This window comes from Paenibacillus sp. NPDC058898, from assembly GCF_049316025.1.
Lineage (GTDB): Bacteria > Bacillota > Bacilli > Paenibacillales > Paenibacillaceae > Paenibacillus_AQ.
This window is the reverse complement of sequence record NZ_JBMOSM010000002.1, coordinates 48,530-65,051: the sequence shown is the minus strand read 5'-3', so window position 1 is coordinate 65,051 and position 16,522 is coordinate 48,530. Positions and strand designations below refer to the sequence as shown.

Here is a 16,522-nt window from a genome sequence, read left to right as displayed (position 1 = left end):
TAGTGATGTTGGTGAGACAACGAGAGGAATGGATAAAATGAAATCATTAAAAAAATCAATCGTGGCAGTTGCTGTGCTGGGAATGACGTTAACGGGAGCCGCGGGCGTCTATGCGGGGGCAAACCTGGAGAAAATCTCGGCTTACCTGAATCACAGCATCGGTATCAAAGTGGATGGAACCGTATATAACACGGGCAAAAAATTGACACCGATCACATATCAAAATACAACGTACTTGCCGGTTCGCGCGATTGCTGATGTACTGAATGTACCCGTGCAATACGATGCGAAGAATCATCAGGTGCTGATCGGAAGTAATCCTGGAAACGATCAGACGATCGAGTTAACTACAGTGAAATATAGCGATGCTCAATTAAAAGAAATCAAAAATGCATTCTCTAAATTTGATGGTTTCCAAGCACCGTTTGCTCCAAGTCAGATGGTAAAAGGCGATGTGTATCAAAAGACGGGTGCTTCGGGAGATGGCGTCAACATGGTCTTCAAACATATGACGGTATACATTTCCCCAAGAGACTACGCTCACGGATATGACAGCAAACCGGTTACTTTGTCAAATGGGGTTAAAGCGAAATGGTATACACCGGATGATACGGACATGCTGGGATTTCAGATCAATGACCGCTTCGTGACGATCAGCTCTCCGGATCATTCCTTAAGCAAAGCACAGCTGGAGAAGGTTGCCGTAAGTGTTGCCCTTTTGAAATAAATACAGAGACAAAAGATCATAGAGATATGGTTTAGATATGAAAAAGGTGAATAGAGGTTCTTACGAGGAAGCTTGCAGGGGAAAGGAATGCCCTGCGGGCTTTTTCGTTATGAGAGGCTAACGAGGGAGTATTTCCTGGGCAATCGATCTGGAAATCGATGCGATCTTGTGAAATGAATGGAGAGTTCCTGAGCTGTAAATGTATGGGTATAGAGGCTGGTAATGTGTATCGAAACTCGTAAATAAAATAGACTCATTTCGTAAATAGTATTGCTTCAGTGGCAGAGTAGTTTTTGTTTACATTGATTTTATAGCAAGTTTACGCATAATAGATACTAAGGGAGATGATTCCACTTTGATCGACAAGAATATTAGCACTACAGTTGCAGGAGATTTGATTGTTACTCGTCTGATAGGGAAGATAAACACTGATGACGTTATTGAATGGTTTAATGGTTTTGAAAAGTCTTGTCAGCAGTTTATTGGTGAGGGTCTGAAATACAAATTATTGGTAGATAGAAAAGGATATACCCCAAACCACTTCTCTGTTCAAAAAGCATGGAAAGATAAGTTCTTCAATGAAACCATTCTGAATCATAGCAAAGCAATTGCGTTTCTTCTTGAAGAAGGGGAGATCATGAATTACTTACAGCAATCCAACACAAAAGAATCCGTTAAATTTTTTGATAATTATGAACAAGCATTCACGTGGTTAAAGAACTATCCAAGATAAGAACTTTACTGAACCAGTTGCTCTCAACAACTGGTTTTCTTATGCCCGCAGCTTTACTGTTGTTGTGAAATTGACATACTTGCAAGCTTCTAATATCTTGTTTGCAACAATATTAATGAAAAGAGCTAAAAAAAGAAGCAGCATGATCGCTGCTCCTTCCCAAATCTATTAATTACGCTGCAATAATAGGTATCCGCTAATGTTGGATGTTCTTTGGCGGAATACGATTTTGAAACCTACATCATGATCCAGTAAGCAGGCTAAGGCGGTTCTTAACAGTGCATTCGGCGTCAAATCAGCTCGGCAGGGAGAAGCATTGCCAATGACACGGGCAGCAACGATTCTACGCGCGGAGCCCGTAACAAGAGGGTTTCTTGACCAGCTGATTAATACTAAATCCGGTTGAGGAACAGCAGTGACACCACCCATTCGATTCACCTCTTTTATTATAGTAGAGCCAGTATATTAAATGATAAGCTGATGAGAAGTGTGCAAAGCAAAAGGCGGAGTTTTACAAAATCATGGTTGCTACCCAAACTGATGAAAGGAGATATGTAATGTGAATCCTATGAAAATGAAGGACTTCTCCTATCGTTGTCAGACTATCGTTGGTTATTCGTTTGAAGATGGTGGCTGTGGTAGAGGATTACAGTTGATTGGGCTGGATGTATTTTGGAAGAGTTTATCTAAAGTCGTTTATATCCGGGCATATCCCAACTCCATATGGTATTATTTGGTTTAGTGTATGCTCGCTTGGGAGGACAATGATATGGACATAGAGTTAATGCCGGTCAATCGAAAGAACTGGGAAGAAGCATTGGCACTGCAGGTTTTGGACCAACAGCAGGGGTTTGTGCCAGCGGTAGCTGTATCTCTAGCCAAGATCTACATCAAACCGGATGGTGAACAAGTAGAATACATTCCTTTTGCGATATATGACGGGAACCGAATGGTCGGATTTATCATGCATGCTTATGAAGTGAATACAGCCGACGGTTATTGGATTAACGGCTTTTTAATAGATGCAAGAGAACAGGGCAAAGGATATGGCAGAGCAGCTTTACTCCAGATGATTACATGGATCCAAGGCCAATTTCCGCAATGTAAAGAAATACGCCTGACCGTGCATAAGGATAACCAAATAGCGAAAACTTTGTACAGCAATCTAGGTTTTGTGGAAACGGGAATCTGGTTTGGCAATGAGGAAGTTATGAAGCTGAATGTTCAATTTAACCTACAAGTAAAGAGAAAGGGGAGTGACGAAATGCCGCAGATTAACATCAATCGAAGCAGTCCTGAAGAATCGAATTCGGTACGGACGAATCTGATTAAATTTAATGCGAAGCATATTGCAGAAGACTTGCAGCAGAATTACGAGGAGATTAACTTACATATAAAAGATGAGAATGGTGATATCGTAGGCGGGATCAATAGCGTGTTTTGCTGGAATTGGATTGAGGTCGATATTCTGTGGGTGGATGACCGATTCCGGGGGCGGGGCTACGGCTCGAGATTATTACAGGAAATCGAGAGGATAGCCAGAGAAAAGAAATGCACCTTCATCAAACTCAATACTTTCAGCTTCCAAGCGCCGCTTTTCTATCAAAAGCATGGGTTTCAAGAGATTGCTCGTATCGACGATGCCCCGAGGGGTCATCAGCATTATTACTTACTGAAAAGATTGGTCATGGAAAGTTAAGTCTTAGTCGAGGAAGGGAGCTATAGAGAATGGGAGAGGCGCAGCAGCATATCCATCCGGTATATTCATTAGTTAAAGCAGAGCCTGTCCTATATTCCAGGTATTTTGCAACATATCGGAAGAATGTTTGGTCCAGACCGAGTTGGAAGCATGTGCAGCAGATGATGGCGGATGCGGACGACTGCTACTGGATCATGTCTGGCGGTATAAGAATAGCAGGAATATCAATATCGGAGAATACGCTGGGATCCCTGTTTGTTATTCCTCCCTTTGGTTTTTCGCAACCGATTGCAGCTTATTTGAAGAAATATATCTTGGAAAATATAACTGGAATCACTAGAATACATGCGTACAACGTTCTACCTGAACATATGGCAGCATTCGCGGCAGAAGGCTTTAAACCCGAGCAAGCAAGAAAATGCATGATTCGACCCACAGTGGATACACACAGCCCCTTACTTGTCGATCAATTTAGGTGTGAACAACCAGAACCAGATGAATTGGTGCAAATAACCCGACTGATGATGGATGCCTATCGTAATAGTATCGATGACCGTGATGGTGAGGCTTTTACCCAGGATATACTTTATTATTTTGAGAATAATTCAATTGATATTCTATTAGATGCTTCTTCAACTATAGTCGATCAACAATCCAATCCAATGAAATCGTGGGTGTATGTTTCGTATCCCTTTGGGAGGACCTACCGTTAATTTATGAAATTGCTGTTGCTCATGCCTATAGGGGGAAGGGATTGGCCGAGTATATGTTACGAAAAGTCATACGCAAATTAGACCGCTATTATGACGTCCTACGATTGTTTGTAACTACGGGGAATAGAGCTGAGCTTTTATATACGAAGCTGGGGTTCTTACCAGGAGATGAACTGACGAGCATGATCTATACCAACGAATAAAACCAACAACCATCGAAGGAGCTTAACATGATTAGACTGCAACCAGTTGATAAGGATAATTGGACCGAATGCATTAAACTGAAAGCCAAGCCGGAGCAAGAAGGCTTTATTGCCTCCAATCTGTATTCGATTGCCCAGTTTCAATTTCTTGAACATTTTGAAGCGATGGCCATTTATGATGAGCAGACGATGGTCGGATTCGCGTTATATGGCTTGGACTCCGATGACGGGAACTACTGGATTTACCGTTTGATGATCGACGGAAATTTCCAAGGGAAGGGTTACGGTAAAGAGGCTTTGCGACGCATTGTTGAAGAAATCCGAAACAAACATGAACGGACGGATGTCCTTATGATAAGTTTTGATCCGAAGAACGAACGGGCCAGGCAGCTTTACGTCAAAGCGGGGTTTGAGGAAATCGGCGTCATGCCGTGGTCGGATGGTGAATCCGTAGCGAAGCTGATGCTGTAAACCCTCAGTCTATAAGTATGCGGAGAGGATGATGCTGATATGAAAATCATAGTGACTGGCGGCGCCATCATCCGGGATCATCATGGGCGAATCTTGCTCCAACGGCGCTCGGACTACGGCAATTGGGGTCTTCCCGGCGGCGGTATGGAGGCCGGCGAATCCGTTGAAGAGACGATGAGACGGGAAGTGCTCGAAGAAACGGGGCTGGTCGTCCTCGATCATGAACTCTATGGGATCTATAGCGGACCCAGAATGCAGTATCGATATCCGGACGGAAATGAAGTGGTATTTGTGATGTTTATTTTTAACGCCACGGTGGATTTGAGAGGGAGGACGGAGGAGCAAGGCAGAATACTGATTCATCACGATGAGGATAACGAGTCGTTACAGTTGGAATTCAAGGCATTGCATGAGATTGAGCTAGAGGACATCAGCTCTGTGCAAAGACCGGTATTTGAGGATCTGCAAAGCGGGAAGGCAAACATTTTAAGGACTTGAATATGTCTTGTAACACGATAAAAAGGGAGTGCCTACTGTTTGCAACAGTTGTGCACTCCCTTTGTTAACTAGAACTTGGGTTCATACCATATGGCTTTGGTAAAGTCCTGGAACGTATCAGAGTAATAATACATAACTTCAATGTTGTTATTTTCGCCGGTTGCTTTTTGACCCTTGCTTCGGATAATGGGGATGAATTCTGCATAGTATGCGCCATTCAAGGAGATTCGAACAGGCTGCTTAGGGTTGCTCAACTGCTCGTAAGTATAATAGGATGGCTCCCCGTTCACGTTGATCTGCAAGTCGATTTTCTCCGTAGCCTTCAAGGCCAGATAGAATTCCGGCAGGGCATCGCTATTCACTAAAGCAAAGTCATAAACCGGACTTTGTCCGTGTCCTGATGGGGAACCCGCATAGATAAAGTTTCTTGTGCCATTCGGAATGAGATCATCCGGCGATGGTTCCCGGACATAGTCGCTGCCACTATAATAGTCGTAAATTCGATGCAGGACAACTGCGGTTTCTGCTAACGTTACCTTTTGATTCGGGCGAAAATACCCTTTCGCGTCGGGTTTCATGATGCCGGCCTCGGCAAAGCCGAGCAGTGCATAAGCTTTGACGTAATCCAGATCGGAGGCTAAGGAAGGCCCCCATTTTTTGTCTTGCATCAATCCGATTTCGGGTGCCAACGGCTGATAGGCATACTTCCACTTATCATATTGCTTGTAGGAATTGAAATTTCTTTTGGGTAGGTCTTTAATCGCCCGCAATCTCGCGATATCCTCACCGTCGTATAACTCCAAGGAATAACCAATATCATCGAACAGCGCATTCAGCGTAATCAACAAGTCCCAGCGTGTTAACACTTTCTCCGGTATATACTTGAAGGTTTCATCGTCGTAATTGATTCTGTCTGCGGCTCCGATTAATCCGTTCGGCGCTGAAGGTATGCTGCCGTAAACATCCTTAAAAATCTGGTAGGAGGGGTGTCCCTTAGGCACGCCGGGAATGTTGATATTCTTATCGGCTTCGACCCGGAAATCGGTAAACAACCGATGAACCATGAGGGTAAGATCAGATTTGGTCACCATCTTGCCTAAGGTTCTTGTTTGATACTCCATATTCTCAAAAACCCCATGGGATCTCAGGAAATCAACGGACTCATTGGCCCATGCATACTTGGCTTGACTAGATTCCGCCGCACTTGCCACGGATGTCATGCAAAACGATAAAATGAGGGTTAAAGATAATAGTTGACGCCACCTTTTTAAAAACATGAAATCCTCCTGTATGTATCGATGTATTGGATTAATATTCCTCCATTGTAGACGACAAATTATGACAAGAGCAATGTTTTTTTAGTCCTCCTTACCTATTGAAGGAGAGTTGGTTTGCGTTTTTCTTAAATCCGAAGCGTATTGGTCGAGAAGGCGAGAACCGGGGAAATCAAATGATACAAGATGATTTTCGACGGAAATTTTTTCAATGTAACCGTTGACATTACGGAACAAAATGGTAATATTTTAAGTCATTAGATATATCGGTTGAATGGGTACCAGTCGGTTTCCATAGAGGATCATGTAACAACAGGTTTCTGCTATCTTGGATGGTGAATGTAATGCAGCCTATCAGCGGAGGAGGTAAGTATGGGAATAGCTTGGTATGACATGATCGCACGAAGGAATGGCGGCTACAAAGGAAGAGCGGTATGTACCGTCGTCGGCAGGTCGGCGGAAGAGGTATTTGAGGAGCGATTAGTGGAGATGCTGCCGCAGTTTCATTCGGTGCTGGACGTAGGCTGCGGGCATGGCGAGTTCACGCTTCAGATGTCCAGGCATGCCGAGAACATCATTGGTTTTGACAACTCCGCGGAGATGATCGGAATCTCCCAATCCTTACTCGAGAGCAGCGGAATCGGTAATGTGGAATTTGTGTATGCCACAACGAAGTCCGAGATGCCCTTTCAAGATGGTCAGTTTGATCTCATCTATGACCGCAGGGGACCCACCTCGATCCTTGAACATCCCAGGATATTAGCTTCAGGCGGCTCTATCATCGGCATACATAATGACGTGACTGCCGTTCGAAGGCGATTGTCGGAGAATGGCTACATGAATGTCGAGATCGAGGAGTATAATGAAGCGATTACTTACTTCCCGAATGCACACGAATTTGCATTAAATCTGTCGGATACGCCAGGGAATCCCGATTTCACCTTGCCGGAGATGAAGGGGGAGCTGGAAGCCAAGATACGAGAGAATCAGATTGACGGACAGCTTGGGGTTCGTGAACATAAATACATCTGGAAAGCGATGAAGGCGTGACATCAAATCGTTTATCATACCAAAAAAGGAGTGTTGCGATATGGATCATGAGTTCAACCGGAAGTGGCTGGAGGACAAATTTGAAAACATCCGCAGCCGTACCTTAAAAGTGCTGGTGCAGTTAAACGATGAGCAAGTTAATTGGAGGCCCAACCATTCCAGTCTAAGCATATCGACGTTGATCAGGCACATCGAAGGCAACATTCAAGAGCGGGTCATGAAGGGGATTCTGCATCAAGATGTTACGCGGAACCGGGAGGAAGAGTTGACGCAAGTTTTTGTCAGCCGGGATGATCTTATACAAATCGTGAAGAATCGGTTTCAGTTCCTGATCGATACGGTAAAATCCATGCCGGGCGAAGACTTTGAACAGGTTCAATCGGTACGCGGAAAAGAACGCAGCAACCTCGACATACTGCATCAATGTGCTACGCATTATTCGGAGCATATGGGTCAGATTTTTTACATCGCGAAGCAGTGTTTGGCGGTTCAATATAAACCCACATCGATCTAATAAAGTAAGTCCCCCTTAGATGGCGCTTTCAGCGATCAAGGGGGACTTTTTTATTTTACGGTTGACCAGGAGAAGGGACCTGGTGAGTTTCTTTTTTCTGCATAATGCTCGTCAGCGGCTCGGGCTCCTGATATGTGATCGATTCATTGATTCCCGCATCCAACTGTCCGTTATTGAACTGGACACCTATAAGATGCGTACCGGAAGGCGATGAAATACCCAAAGCGCGTCCGTTGGTGGAGGTTCCGTTCAGGCCCTCATTGTTGCCCGGCGTGAAGACGGCCAGCAGTTGAGAAGGCGAGAGCTTATCTCCGGAGGCGACGTTATAGTTGGCAAGGAACTGCTCCATACTCAGGTCATAACAGCAGGGCTGCTTCTTGATCCAAATCACCTTGGTTTCATTTGGGCGGATGATGGTTTCGGTGCTGAAGCGATCCTTTGTAATGGTCCAGCGATTGGACTTGGATTTATCGAATGGGAGGGCAGGGTCGTAATAGTAGTAGATTTGATATCCTTCCAGGTCGATTTCCCGGTCAGTCGGGTTGTAGATCTCCACATAATTGTAATTTCCTTGCTCGTTCGAGTTAGCGACCACTTCAGTGATGTGCAGAGCCGTGGTCAAGGGCAGCCTAGGAACCGTTTCTTCGGTGGTTTTGTTGGATTTTTGCAGGGTACCTTCCATCAGGACGGGGTAATGATCGCTAGGGTATTGGCCATCTTCATTGTAGTTGATAATCTCACTGTGCAGGACATTCCAGCCCTGGCTGTGCAGAATCCAGTCGATCCGGTTTCCGCTGCCGCCGCCGGTAGGGTCTTTGTAATTATGGAAGGTTCCCAAGTCATCGTTGGTTCGTTTCTTGGCGGTGACATGTGCATCCGACAACCCGTTGCTCGTAAAAATCGAATACGTATCGCTTCCCGGAACAGTATTGAAATCGCCGGTCACAACTATGGGGATATCCGAGGCAAAGGCCTTCATCTTATCAACGATGAGGGCGGCGCTCTTCTGCCGGGAAACCTCGGATTGGTGGTCCAGATGCGTGTTGACCATATAAAAGGTTTTGCCATTCTGAAGATCCTGAAAGCGAACCCAGGTTGCCATGCGCGGAATCTGGTTACCCCAGCTGGCGGAGCTGATCGTCTGCGGCGTATCGGATAGCCAGAAGTGAGACTGCTCCAAAGGCTTCAGCCGCTCTGTATTATAAAAAATCGCCATGTACTCCCCTAAGCTCCCGCCTTCACGCCCGACTCCAATCCGATCATATCCTGGCAGATCGTTCTCCAGATCGACGATTTGCCGGTGAAGTCCTTCCTGCGTCCCGATGACGTCCGGTTTATGCTCCAGAATCAGGTTCTTCGTAACAGGGCGGCGGTTCTCCCAAGGTTGACTGTCATTGGCGGCATAACGCAGGTTGAAGCTCATCACGCGTAAAGGTCCCGACGATGCTTCAGCCGCGCTTGCCAGTTCGCTGGAAGCGGATAGCGGCGCCGTCGTCAGAAATGTAAGCATCATGAACAGGCTGGTGATTTTGGGGATTCTCATTAAAATTCCTCCTTCGTCATGTGCAAGATGATGTTTCTTCTAAAGCGGATGTTAATTGTTAACCTGTCCTCCCTTCCTGATTTGCCCATATCATATCTTATTTTTAGCTGGTTGCGTATTTACAATTTTTTAGGTTTTTGCTTTCGTTTTGGATATTCGTGGAGGAAATGGATGAGCGTATCAGGAATCATGGCTTGAAGAGGCTACATGGGAAAGAAGGGTGTATTGATATTGCGATCATTACGATCTAAGGCCCTGCCGGATTGCGCGTAATGTGCGTTAACGGTAGAATGATGTTAATCAGCAAATATTTCATCCAAGAACCCTCCTCGTGGTTAACGCCAAAGGTGGGTTCTGTCTGTTTATAATCATGCGTAAAGGAATGTGGATATGACGAAAAATGGAATTGTACTTGTGGTTAGCGTTACCCTTGTTCAAGGGGATCAAGTGCTCATCATCCAGGAAAATAAACCTTCGGTGCGGGATACCTGGAACTTCCCTGGCGGGCGCATCGAGCCTGGGGAAGCTTTGCTTGAGGCGGCTATAAGAGAAGTGAAGGAAGAGACAGGATATGATGTCCAATTGACAGGCACTACAGGGGTTTATCAATTCCTCAGCAGTTTGAATCACCCTGTCATCATGTTTCATTTTACCGGAGAAGTGGTGGGAGGCTCGCTTCAATTGGGAGCTGGCGAGATTAAGGATAGCCGGTGGGTTATGCTGCCTGATATCTTGGCAGATGACAGCATGAATTTCCGGGATGTCGAAGTCATGAGACAGATCCTGGAGAGCCTCAGAAAAGGCGTGCAGTACCCGCTTGAGCTGTTTCATCCGTCTTTGCTTCTAACTTCTCGGTCATCGCATATTCATAATTCTTAGCGGATTATTTCGTATTATTTTTTTGAATAAAGGAGCGAAAGAGGGATGATCCAACTTAAAAAAATCGCTTTTGGCGGATTCGTTGTCATCGGTATGTTCATATTACTGTACCTGATGACAGAAACGCATCATGAAATTCAAAGAGCGTATTATGATTTATCTCCCCAGCAATTCTTGCTATTAAAGATGAGTTTATTGGGATTTCTGTTCGGAGTTTTAATAGAATGGAGAGCACTTTGGGATTTAATTAAGGGGCATGTTCGAATAAGCTGGCTGTTATTGCCTGCTGCTATACTTACGGTCATCATCTTCATTCCTAGTATTTATTGGCTCGAGTGGTTTGGACTTGGAAGGCTGTTTGTTATAGAGATATTCGGGAAACCGGAAATTCACATGCTGCTTTCCGTGTTCTCCGGTGTATTGTTTATACGATCTATCTGCAACAACAAACATAGGTCTAACCCATAGATGGGGACTAGTAATAGGATGAGAAGCATGGTGGTTCTTTACTGCTGTGGAACACCGTTCATATGTTTTTCGTATGTGAAGGATACGATTGATGTATCGAGGAGGTAAGGAAGTGGTCAGCATCCGTTTTCCCCTGGGTTCCTTTGAACCAAAGGTGGAGCCGACATTGGAGGAGAGGCAGAGGTTTATACAACAGATACCTTCAATCGTACCGACGCTCCGGCAAATCATAATGAAATGTCCCCTTTCCCAGCTGCATAGGCCTTATCGTGAAGAGGGGTGGAGCATTCAGCAAATCGTGCACCATCTGGCTGATAACGACATGAACGCATACTTGCGATTTAAACGTGCATTGACCGAGGAGGAGCCGGTGGCAAACTCATACCGGGAGGATTTATGGGCTGAACTGAGTGATTACACGGAGGTTCCCATTGAGAACTCGCTTACGCTTTTGGAAACACTTCATTTTCGTTTTCTTATACTGCTGAAGGACTTACAGCCCGAGGATTTCAAAAGAACCATGAGAACCCAAGTGCTTGGCAGCATTACCCTGGATATCGCGCTGCAGCGATTTGTGTGGCACAACCAGCATCATATCGCGCAGATTACATCCATATTGAACCGTGAAAACGCGAAGTTACATAAGGAGTGAGCCCAATTGAGCTGGAGATCCAAGTATGCTTTTGGAGGCATTGTGTTCAATCAGAATCAACAGGTCCTGATGAGAAGTCCGAGCGGCCATTGGGGCGGCTATGTTTGGACCTTCGCCAAAGGCGGTGCTGAATTAAGCGATAGCTCCCCGGAAGAAACCGCAACCCGGGAAGTGTTGGAGGAGACAGGTTATAAATGCAGCATTATCGCGGCCATTCCGGGTGAATATGAATCGGATACATGCGTGACGAAATATTTTTTGATGAGTCCGGAAGGTTGGAGTGCTAAGTATGATGAGGAAACGCAGGAAATCAAGTGGGTTGGCGTGGAGCAGGCCTTTGAAATGATAGAAATGACATCAACCCCAAAAGGTAGACAACGCGATACAGATGCATTAATCAGTGCGATATATACGATGAGGGCATTGATCATAGAGAACAGATTCTAGTTATCCATTTTATTAGGAATCCAAAGGAGCCATCAAATCATGGGAATGTCAGATTACTACAAGGATCTAAGAGAACAGATCGGAGACCAGTTAATATTTATGCCGTCCGTTGCCGGCATTATCCGCAATGATCAAGATTTTGTTTTATTTGGAAGAAAGCATCATGAAGATTTATGGGGACTTGTGGCCGGTGCCATCGAGCTGGGAGAATCCCCGGCAGAGGCGATGACCCGCGAAGCGAAGGAAGAAACCGGGCTTGATATCGTGCCTGAACGAATCATTGGGGTATATGGTGGAAAAGAACGCCGATATACGTACAGCAACGGACATCAAGTGGAGTACCTCACCATTGTGTTCGAGTGCCACGTCATCTCGGGTGAGTTGGATCGTGAAAATGAAGAGTTTGCGGAACTCGTGTTCTTTCCGGAGGATCAGCTGCCACCCACGGCTTTAAAATATCCGGAGCATATTTTCATCAAAGCCAATGGAGAGCGGGCTCATTTCTGAAGGGTATGACAGACGGTGCCTAAATACAGCATACATGAATATAACTTGGAGGTGAGCAGTCGTGCCAGAGAGGGAATACACAAGATGGAATCCGCATGCTGCCGTTCTCGGTTTAGTCATGGGCATATATGTTGTGGTCTATGCGGGCGTAATCATCCGGTTGATCTATCATTATCATATTGCGGTGTCATTCGTATCTGTATTTTTGGTAGCTTTGCCGGTATTGCTGCTGCTGTTCATATTGTTTCTAATATCAAAAAAAAACCTGGAGCAAGATAGAACGAATGCATTATGTATCAACCGTCATAATTGGTGCAATGCTCATTGGTTTTTCAATATATGCCTTGGGTTATAACAAGTCACAACAGCACTTTGATTACAACCGTTGGGTCGGTTATCCAGAACAAAGATCGATCATGGTGGACGATTTTTTACAGAGACATGATTTGATCGGTTTAAGCCAGGGAGAAGTGACGGACCGTCTTGGCGCCAATGATAATGCCAAATGGGCTAATGACGAAGAAGATAAAATTGTGTATGACCTTGGGTCACAGCGAAGGGCGGATTTACAAGTGGGAAGGTCTCTTTATTTACTTGGATGACCGCGGATATGTCATTAGCTATGAGATTTTGCCGAAGTAGAACATACAGATGAGTTCTCTTTCCTGAACCTAGACAATAGAAAGCAGGTTGCCTATGACATTAAAATCGATATTCTTCGATCTGGATGAGACATTAACGGATAGAAGGCAGCGATTCACTTGTTCATTGAGCGATTGATTGCCAGGTACTTCCCGAATACCGATGAAGATACTCAGCTCATGATAGCCAAGCGATTCAAGGAAGCGGATCATAATGGCTATTGGGATAAGCAGGAAGTTTATCAGATGCTGGTCGAGCGGCTTCAGTGGGTGAATCCGCCTACGGCTGATGAATACCTGACATTTTTCAGGGAAGCCATCCCGCTTTGTATTCAGCCGATGGATCAGCTGTTTCCCGTACTGCGTCATTTGAAGTCTAAAGGGCTGAGGCTTGCCATCATTACCAATGGAACCGTTCAAGTCCAAGAAGGAAAGATTCAACGATTGGGTATACGCGAGACGGGAAGTGGGATTCTTCAGAAGAAGTGAAGCCGTATAGGACGATACATAAGCTGGAAGAATTGATTCGTATTTATACAGAACACCATGAAAGCTAGCAATGAAGGTAGAGTCCAGTGGCATTGGAGGTGCAGGAATTGAAGCGTTTTAAAAGCGATAATGGGCAAAAGCTCATCTATGAATCCTACGACCGCTTGCTTGCGGGATGGGCGGTACCATATGAGTCGCACAACATATCCACTTCGTACGGTATAACTCACGTGATAACGGCAGGTTCACCTGATCTTCCTCCGCTGCTGTTACTGCATGGAACCGGCGATAACGTCGCCATGATGTGGATTTATAACGTGGCGGAGTTATCCCGGAACTTCCGGATCATTGCGGTGGACAACATCGGAGGTTCAGGAAAGAGCGAGCCGAACGACAGGTATGCTCGTGATTTCAAACAAGCTGAATGGCTCGACGAGATCCTGGAGGCGATGAATGTTGACACCGTGTATATCGCCGGCGTATCCTATGGAGCTTATTTGGCCTATCATTACGCCATCGTCAGACCGGATCGGGTGAACAAGATCGTATGCTTGGCCGGTGGCATTTCCGGAAGCCAATTCGAAGTGATGAGCAAGATGATGAGGGCTTTTCTACCCGAAGCTTTGTTCCCATCGGAACGGAATGTGCGAAAGTTGCTCCGTAAGCTGTGTGGCACACATGCAGATGCTTTTGAGAATAACCCGGAGTTAATGCAGCACTGGTACTATCTGCTGAAGTATTTCAATAATCGGTCCATGATGAAACATACCATTACTATTTATTCGGCTGCCGACGTTCAGGCTATTCGCGACAAATCCTTGTTCGTTATGGGCGAGCAGGATTTGCTTAGTTATTATCCGAAGGCGGTTGCCAGACTGAAGGCGAATGGGATGCGGTACCGCATCGTTAAGGACGCTGGCCATGCGATCAATCATGAGGTGCCGGAGCTCGTTCATGAAGAGATAATAGGCTTTTGCAGGGAAGCTTGAGGGAAGTGTAATGACAATGAAGATTAAATATCTCACCGGTCTGTTCATCAATGCTCTGGTCTGTCTAATATTGGTTCTACTGGGGAATGCCATGACCCCGAAGCCCGGCACTAGTTCTGGAAACGGAAATCCAGTCATCCTGCTGTTAATCCCTCTGAGTATTCTTTTCCTGGTGCTTGTTCTTCAATGGATTCGTATGTTCAAGAATCTTAAGATGTCCCTCAGCAAGTTAAGCATGCTGATCTTAGCCCTGGCCGGCTATATCGTAGCGGGTTATGTATATCAGCTTCATCGACTCGAAGCCTATAGAGAAGTCCTAGCCGAGGCGTTCGAATTGAGGTGGGGGACAGCGGACTGGCAACATATTGAATCCATTACGACCGGCGGCCTCCTTTCGATACATTTGAACAATCAATTTTTCAACTGGAATACGTACTTCATGATGATCGCCTTCTCGCTGCTGCTGTGCTTCATATACAAGTGGATACAAGGACTTGCAAACCGCAGATATGACGGAACATCAGCGAAAAAATAAAACTGACAGCTGGGTGGATAGGAGGGAATGATGTGCCATACTTCGATAGGACGAGAAAGTGCTCCATCGTATTCCTAACCCTGAGCGCATTTTTTTTCATTGTGACGGTAATTACGTTTTTTAACAGCGAGTTCCCCGAGATTCTGGCATACAACTTTACAAATGACTTGAGAGGCAGCTTGCTTACGGTTATTTTCCTGTTAATCTCCATTATACTGCTGGTTGTTGGCATAGCGATGAGGGCGATGTTTAAGGATGCGAAGGAAGACTTTTATCGGATTGACAAGCTGTTGCGCGACTTGGAAAAGAGAGATTGATCGTACCAATTCAGGGGAGTGAATATCAAATGGTTATTGAAGAAATATACGGAAAACAGGCAGAAGCCTATGAGTTGATGGTTAGCAGACAGCCCGATTTATCCGAAATCATTCATGGAATCAGGTCATATGAGGGGCTGGATGTACTTGATTTGGGGGCAGGATCTGGCCGGTTATCTATGCTGCTTGCCCGTGATGCCAGATCCTTGATTTGTACCGATATATCCGAGCCTATGCTGAATATTTTAGATGACAAATTATCTGAAGCGTATCATTCGCGTAATTGGACTACCGTAGTCGCTGATCATCGCAGCCTGCCGGTTGATTCCTCAAGTGTAGATCTGATCGTATCGGGTTGGAGTATTAGTTATCTCGCTGATTCAAGCCAAGAACAATGGAGTGACAATCTCGGACGTGTCATGGATGAACTGCAGCGAGTGAGACCAGGCGGGACGATCTTAATTCTGGAAACGATGGGAACGGGCACGGAGACACCGAATCCTCCGGATTTCCTGACCGGCTATTACGCTCAATTGGAGCATCGATACGAATTTAGCCATCAGTGGATTCGAACGGATTATGTGTTTGATACAGTAGAAGAGGCACTGCAAAACACGGGATTCTTTTTCGGTGAAGAGTTAACGAACAAGATCCAGGCGAACCAATGGTCAACGGTGCCGGAGTGCGCCGGGATCTGGTGGAAGCATGTTTAACTAGGAGGTGACGCGGCCTCATGGAACTTCTAATGTATGTGATCTTGTTTATTCTTAACATACCGATATACAAGTGGATGTTTAGACGGATTTTTGAAAATGTGGATGATCTGAAGCAGTCGGTGAAGTATTCGTTTACGCCGGATCTCATCTCCTTGTTCCGTAGACGTTTTTGGAAGGATCAGTTCGGGGAGCTGAAGATGTCCGTTTTCTATTTTTGTTGTTTAGGAATCTTTGTCATAGAATGCGTAGTTGTGACCTGGGTGGTCGACATGATCTTTCATTTATAGTGCCGATGACTGGGTGTCCCTAGGTAAGAACAGGTCTAACGAAGGGCGACTTTCGCAGGTGCCCTTTTTTAATTCGCTATAATTCAGCATATACCCACACTATTCGATGGTAATCTAAAATTTTTACTTGGTTCCAATGGCCGATGGTGAGAATTACGGCGTTTGTGGCA

At 45.3% G+C, this 16,522-nt stretch carries 24 protein-coding genes and 1 pseudogene; 22 read left to right on the top strand and 3 right to left on the bottom strand.

The window, feature by feature from the left end; genetic code table 11:
- The first annotated feature begins 37 nt into the window (after positions 1-37).
- Together ACOZB4_RS04405 and ACOZB4_RS04400 are read left to right on the top strand one after the other, a co-directional pair.
- On the top strand, positions 38-727 hold the full coding sequence (locus tag ACOZB4_RS04405; protein WP_379407144.1) for a stalk domain-containing protein: 690 nt from the start codon (positions 38-40) through the stop codon (positions 725-727).
- Between the two features lie 301 nt (positions 728-1,028).
- Complete coding sequence (locus ACOZB4_RS04400; protein WP_379407212.1) at positions 1,029-1,460, top strand: STAS/SEC14 domain-containing protein; 432 nt, start codon at positions 1,029-1,031, stop codon at positions 1,458-1,460.
- A gap of 168 nt (positions 1,461-1,628) precedes the next feature.
- On the opposite strand, the gene ACOZB4_RS04395 is transcribed toward ACOZB4_RS04400, so the two are convergent.
- Complete coding sequence (locus ACOZB4_RS04395) at positions 1,629-1,889, bottom strand: hypothetical protein (protein WP_379407145.1); 261 nt, start codon at positions 1,887-1,889, stop codon at positions 1,629-1,631.
- A gap of 340 nt (positions 1,890-2,229) precedes the next feature.
- Between ACOZB4_RS04395 and ACOZB4_RS04390 the strand changes: the two are divergent.
- The 6 genes and pseudogenes from ACOZB4_RS04390 to ACOZB4_RS04365 form a co-directional block, all read left to right on the top strand.
- Positions 2,230-2,685: pseudogene (locus tag ACOZB4_RS04390) on the top strand (GNAT family N-acetyltransferase); the annotation flags it as partial.
- Between the two features lie 39 nt (positions 2,686-2,724).
- Entirely contained in the window at positions 2,725-3,159 is a 435-nt protein-coding gene (locus ACOZB4_RS04385) for a GNAT family N-acetyltransferase (protein WP_379407213.1), read from the top strand.
- A gap of 29 nt (positions 3,160-3,188) precedes the next feature.
- Positions 3,189-3,872, top strand: a complete 684-nt coding sequence (locus tag ACOZB4_RS04380; protein WP_379407146.1) for a hypothetical protein — start codon at positions 3,189-3,191, stop codon at positions 3,870-3,872.
- A complete protein-coding gene (locus ACOZB4_RS04375; protein ID WP_379407147.1) occupies positions 3,830-4,075 on the top strand; it encodes a GNAT family N-acetyltransferase in 246 nt (81 codons plus the stop codon). Before ACOZB4_RS04380 ends, ACOZB4_RS04375 begins: the two co-directional genes overlap by 43 nt.
- A gap of 27 nt (positions 4,076-4,102) precedes the next feature.
- Positions 4,103-4,546 carry a GNAT family N-acetyltransferase gene (locus ACOZB4_RS04370; RefSeq protein ID WP_379407148.1) on the top strand — a complete coding sequence of 148 codons (444 nt, stop codon included), beginning with the start codon at positions 4,103-4,105 and terminating at the stop codon, positions 4,544-4,546.
- Between the two features lie 39 nt (positions 4,547-4,585).
- Positions 4,586-5,044: an NUDIX domain-containing protein gene (locus tag ACOZB4_RS04365; RefSeq protein ID WP_098747528.1), complete on the top strand. Its 459-nt coding sequence runs from the start codon at positions 4,586-4,588 to the stop codon at positions 5,042-5,044.
- Between the two features lie 68 nt (positions 5,045-5,112).
- Here ACOZB4_RS04365 and ACOZB4_RS04360 read toward each other — a convergent pair whose 3' ends face one another.
- Positions 5,113-6,321: an S-layer homology domain-containing protein gene (locus tag ACOZB4_RS04360; protein WP_379407149.1), complete on the bottom strand. Its 1,209-nt coding sequence runs from the start codon at positions 6,319-6,321 to the stop codon at positions 5,113-5,115.
- A 369-nt stretch (positions 6,322-6,690) separates the two neighbouring features.
- On the opposite strand from ACOZB4_RS04360, the gene ACOZB4_RS04355 reads away from it, so the two are divergent.
- Positions 6,691-7,368 (top strand): class I SAM-dependent methyltransferase, encoded by a 678-nt coding sequence (locus tag ACOZB4_RS04355; protein ID WP_379407150.1) that lies wholly within the window; start codon positions 6,691-6,693, stop codon positions 7,366-7,368.
- A gap of 40 nt (positions 7,369-7,408) precedes the next feature.
- Positions 7,409-7,882 carry a DinB family protein gene (locus ACOZB4_RS04350; protein ID WP_379407151.1) on the top strand — a complete coding sequence of 158 codons (474 nt, stop codon included), beginning with the start codon at positions 7,409-7,411 and terminating at the stop codon, positions 7,880-7,882.
- A gap of 55 nt (positions 7,883-7,937) precedes the next feature.
- On the opposite strand, the gene ACOZB4_RS04345 is transcribed toward ACOZB4_RS04350, so the two are convergent.
- Entirely contained in the window at positions 7,938-9,425 is a 1,488-nt protein-coding gene (locus ACOZB4_RS04345) for an endonuclease/exonuclease/phosphatase family protein (RefSeq protein WP_379407152.1), read from the bottom strand.
- A 390-nt stretch (positions 9,426-9,815) separates the two neighbouring features.
- On the opposite strand from ACOZB4_RS04345, the gene ACOZB4_RS04340 reads away from it, so the two are divergent.
- From ACOZB4_RS04340 to ACOZB4_RS04285, 12 genes are all read left to right on the top strand, one after another.
- Entirely contained in the window at positions 9,816-10,304 is a 489-nt protein-coding gene (locus ACOZB4_RS04340; RefSeq protein ID WP_379407153.1) for an NUDIX hydrolase, read from the top strand.
- A gap of 45 nt (positions 10,305-10,349) precedes the next feature.
- Entirely contained in the window at positions 10,350-10,772 is a 423-nt protein-coding gene (locus ACOZB4_RS04335) for a hypothetical protein (protein WP_379407154.1), read from the top strand.
- 112 nt (positions 10,773-10,884) lie between these two features.
- Positions 10,885-11,424 (top strand): YfiT family bacillithiol transferase, encoded by a 540-nt coding sequence (locus tag ACOZB4_RS04330; RefSeq protein ID WP_379407155.1) that lies wholly within the window; start codon positions 10,885-10,887, stop codon positions 11,422-11,424.
- A 6-nt stretch (positions 11,425-11,430) separates the two neighbouring features.
- Complete coding sequence (locus ACOZB4_RS04325; RefSeq protein WP_379407156.1) at positions 11,431-11,871, top strand: NUDIX hydrolase; 441 nt, start codon at positions 11,431-11,433, stop codon at positions 11,869-11,871.
- 39 nt (positions 11,872-11,910) lie between these two features.
- Positions 11,911-12,378 carry an NUDIX domain-containing protein gene (locus tag ACOZB4_RS04320; RefSeq protein ID WP_379407157.1) on the top strand — a complete coding sequence of 156 codons (468 nt, stop codon included), beginning with the start codon at positions 11,911-11,913 and terminating at the stop codon, positions 12,376-12,378.
- Between the two features lie 284 nt (positions 12,379-12,662).
- Complete coding sequence (locus tag ACOZB4_RS04315) at positions 12,663-12,980, top strand: hypothetical protein (protein WP_379407158.1); 318 nt, start codon at positions 12,663-12,665, stop codon at positions 12,978-12,980.
- A 159-nt stretch (positions 12,981-13,139) separates the two neighbouring features.
- Positions 13,140-13,508: an HAD family hydrolase gene (locus ACOZB4_RS04310; protein WP_379407159.1), complete on the top strand. Its 369-nt coding sequence runs from the start codon at positions 13,140-13,142 to the stop codon at positions 13,506-13,508.
- 107 nt (positions 13,509-13,615) lie between these two features.
- Positions 13,616-14,497, top strand: coding sequence for an alpha/beta fold hydrolase (locus ACOZB4_RS04305; RefSeq protein WP_422759484.1), 882 nt, complete (start codon positions 13,616-13,618; stop codon positions 14,495-14,497).
- A gap of 16 nt (positions 14,498-14,513) precedes the next feature.
- Entirely contained in the window at positions 14,514-15,032 is a 519-nt protein-coding gene (locus ACOZB4_RS04300; RefSeq protein WP_379407160.1) for a hypothetical protein, read from the top strand.
- Between the two features lie 32 nt (positions 15,033-15,064).
- Positions 15,065-15,349: a hypothetical protein gene (locus tag ACOZB4_RS04295; RefSeq protein ID WP_339266522.1), complete on the top strand. Its 285-nt coding sequence runs from the start codon at positions 15,065-15,067 to the stop codon at positions 15,347-15,349.
- Positions 15,350-15,378: 29 nt separating this feature from the next.
- Complete coding sequence (locus ACOZB4_RS04290; protein WP_379407161.1) at positions 15,379-16,062, top strand: class I SAM-dependent methyltransferase; 684 nt, start codon at positions 15,379-15,381, stop codon at positions 16,060-16,062.
- A 20-nt stretch (positions 16,063-16,082) separates the two neighbouring features.
- Complete coding sequence (locus ACOZB4_RS04285; protein WP_379407162.1) at positions 16,083-16,352, top strand: hypothetical protein; 270 nt, start codon at positions 16,083-16,085, stop codon at positions 16,350-16,352.
- Positions 16,353-16,522: the final 170 nt, after the last annotated feature.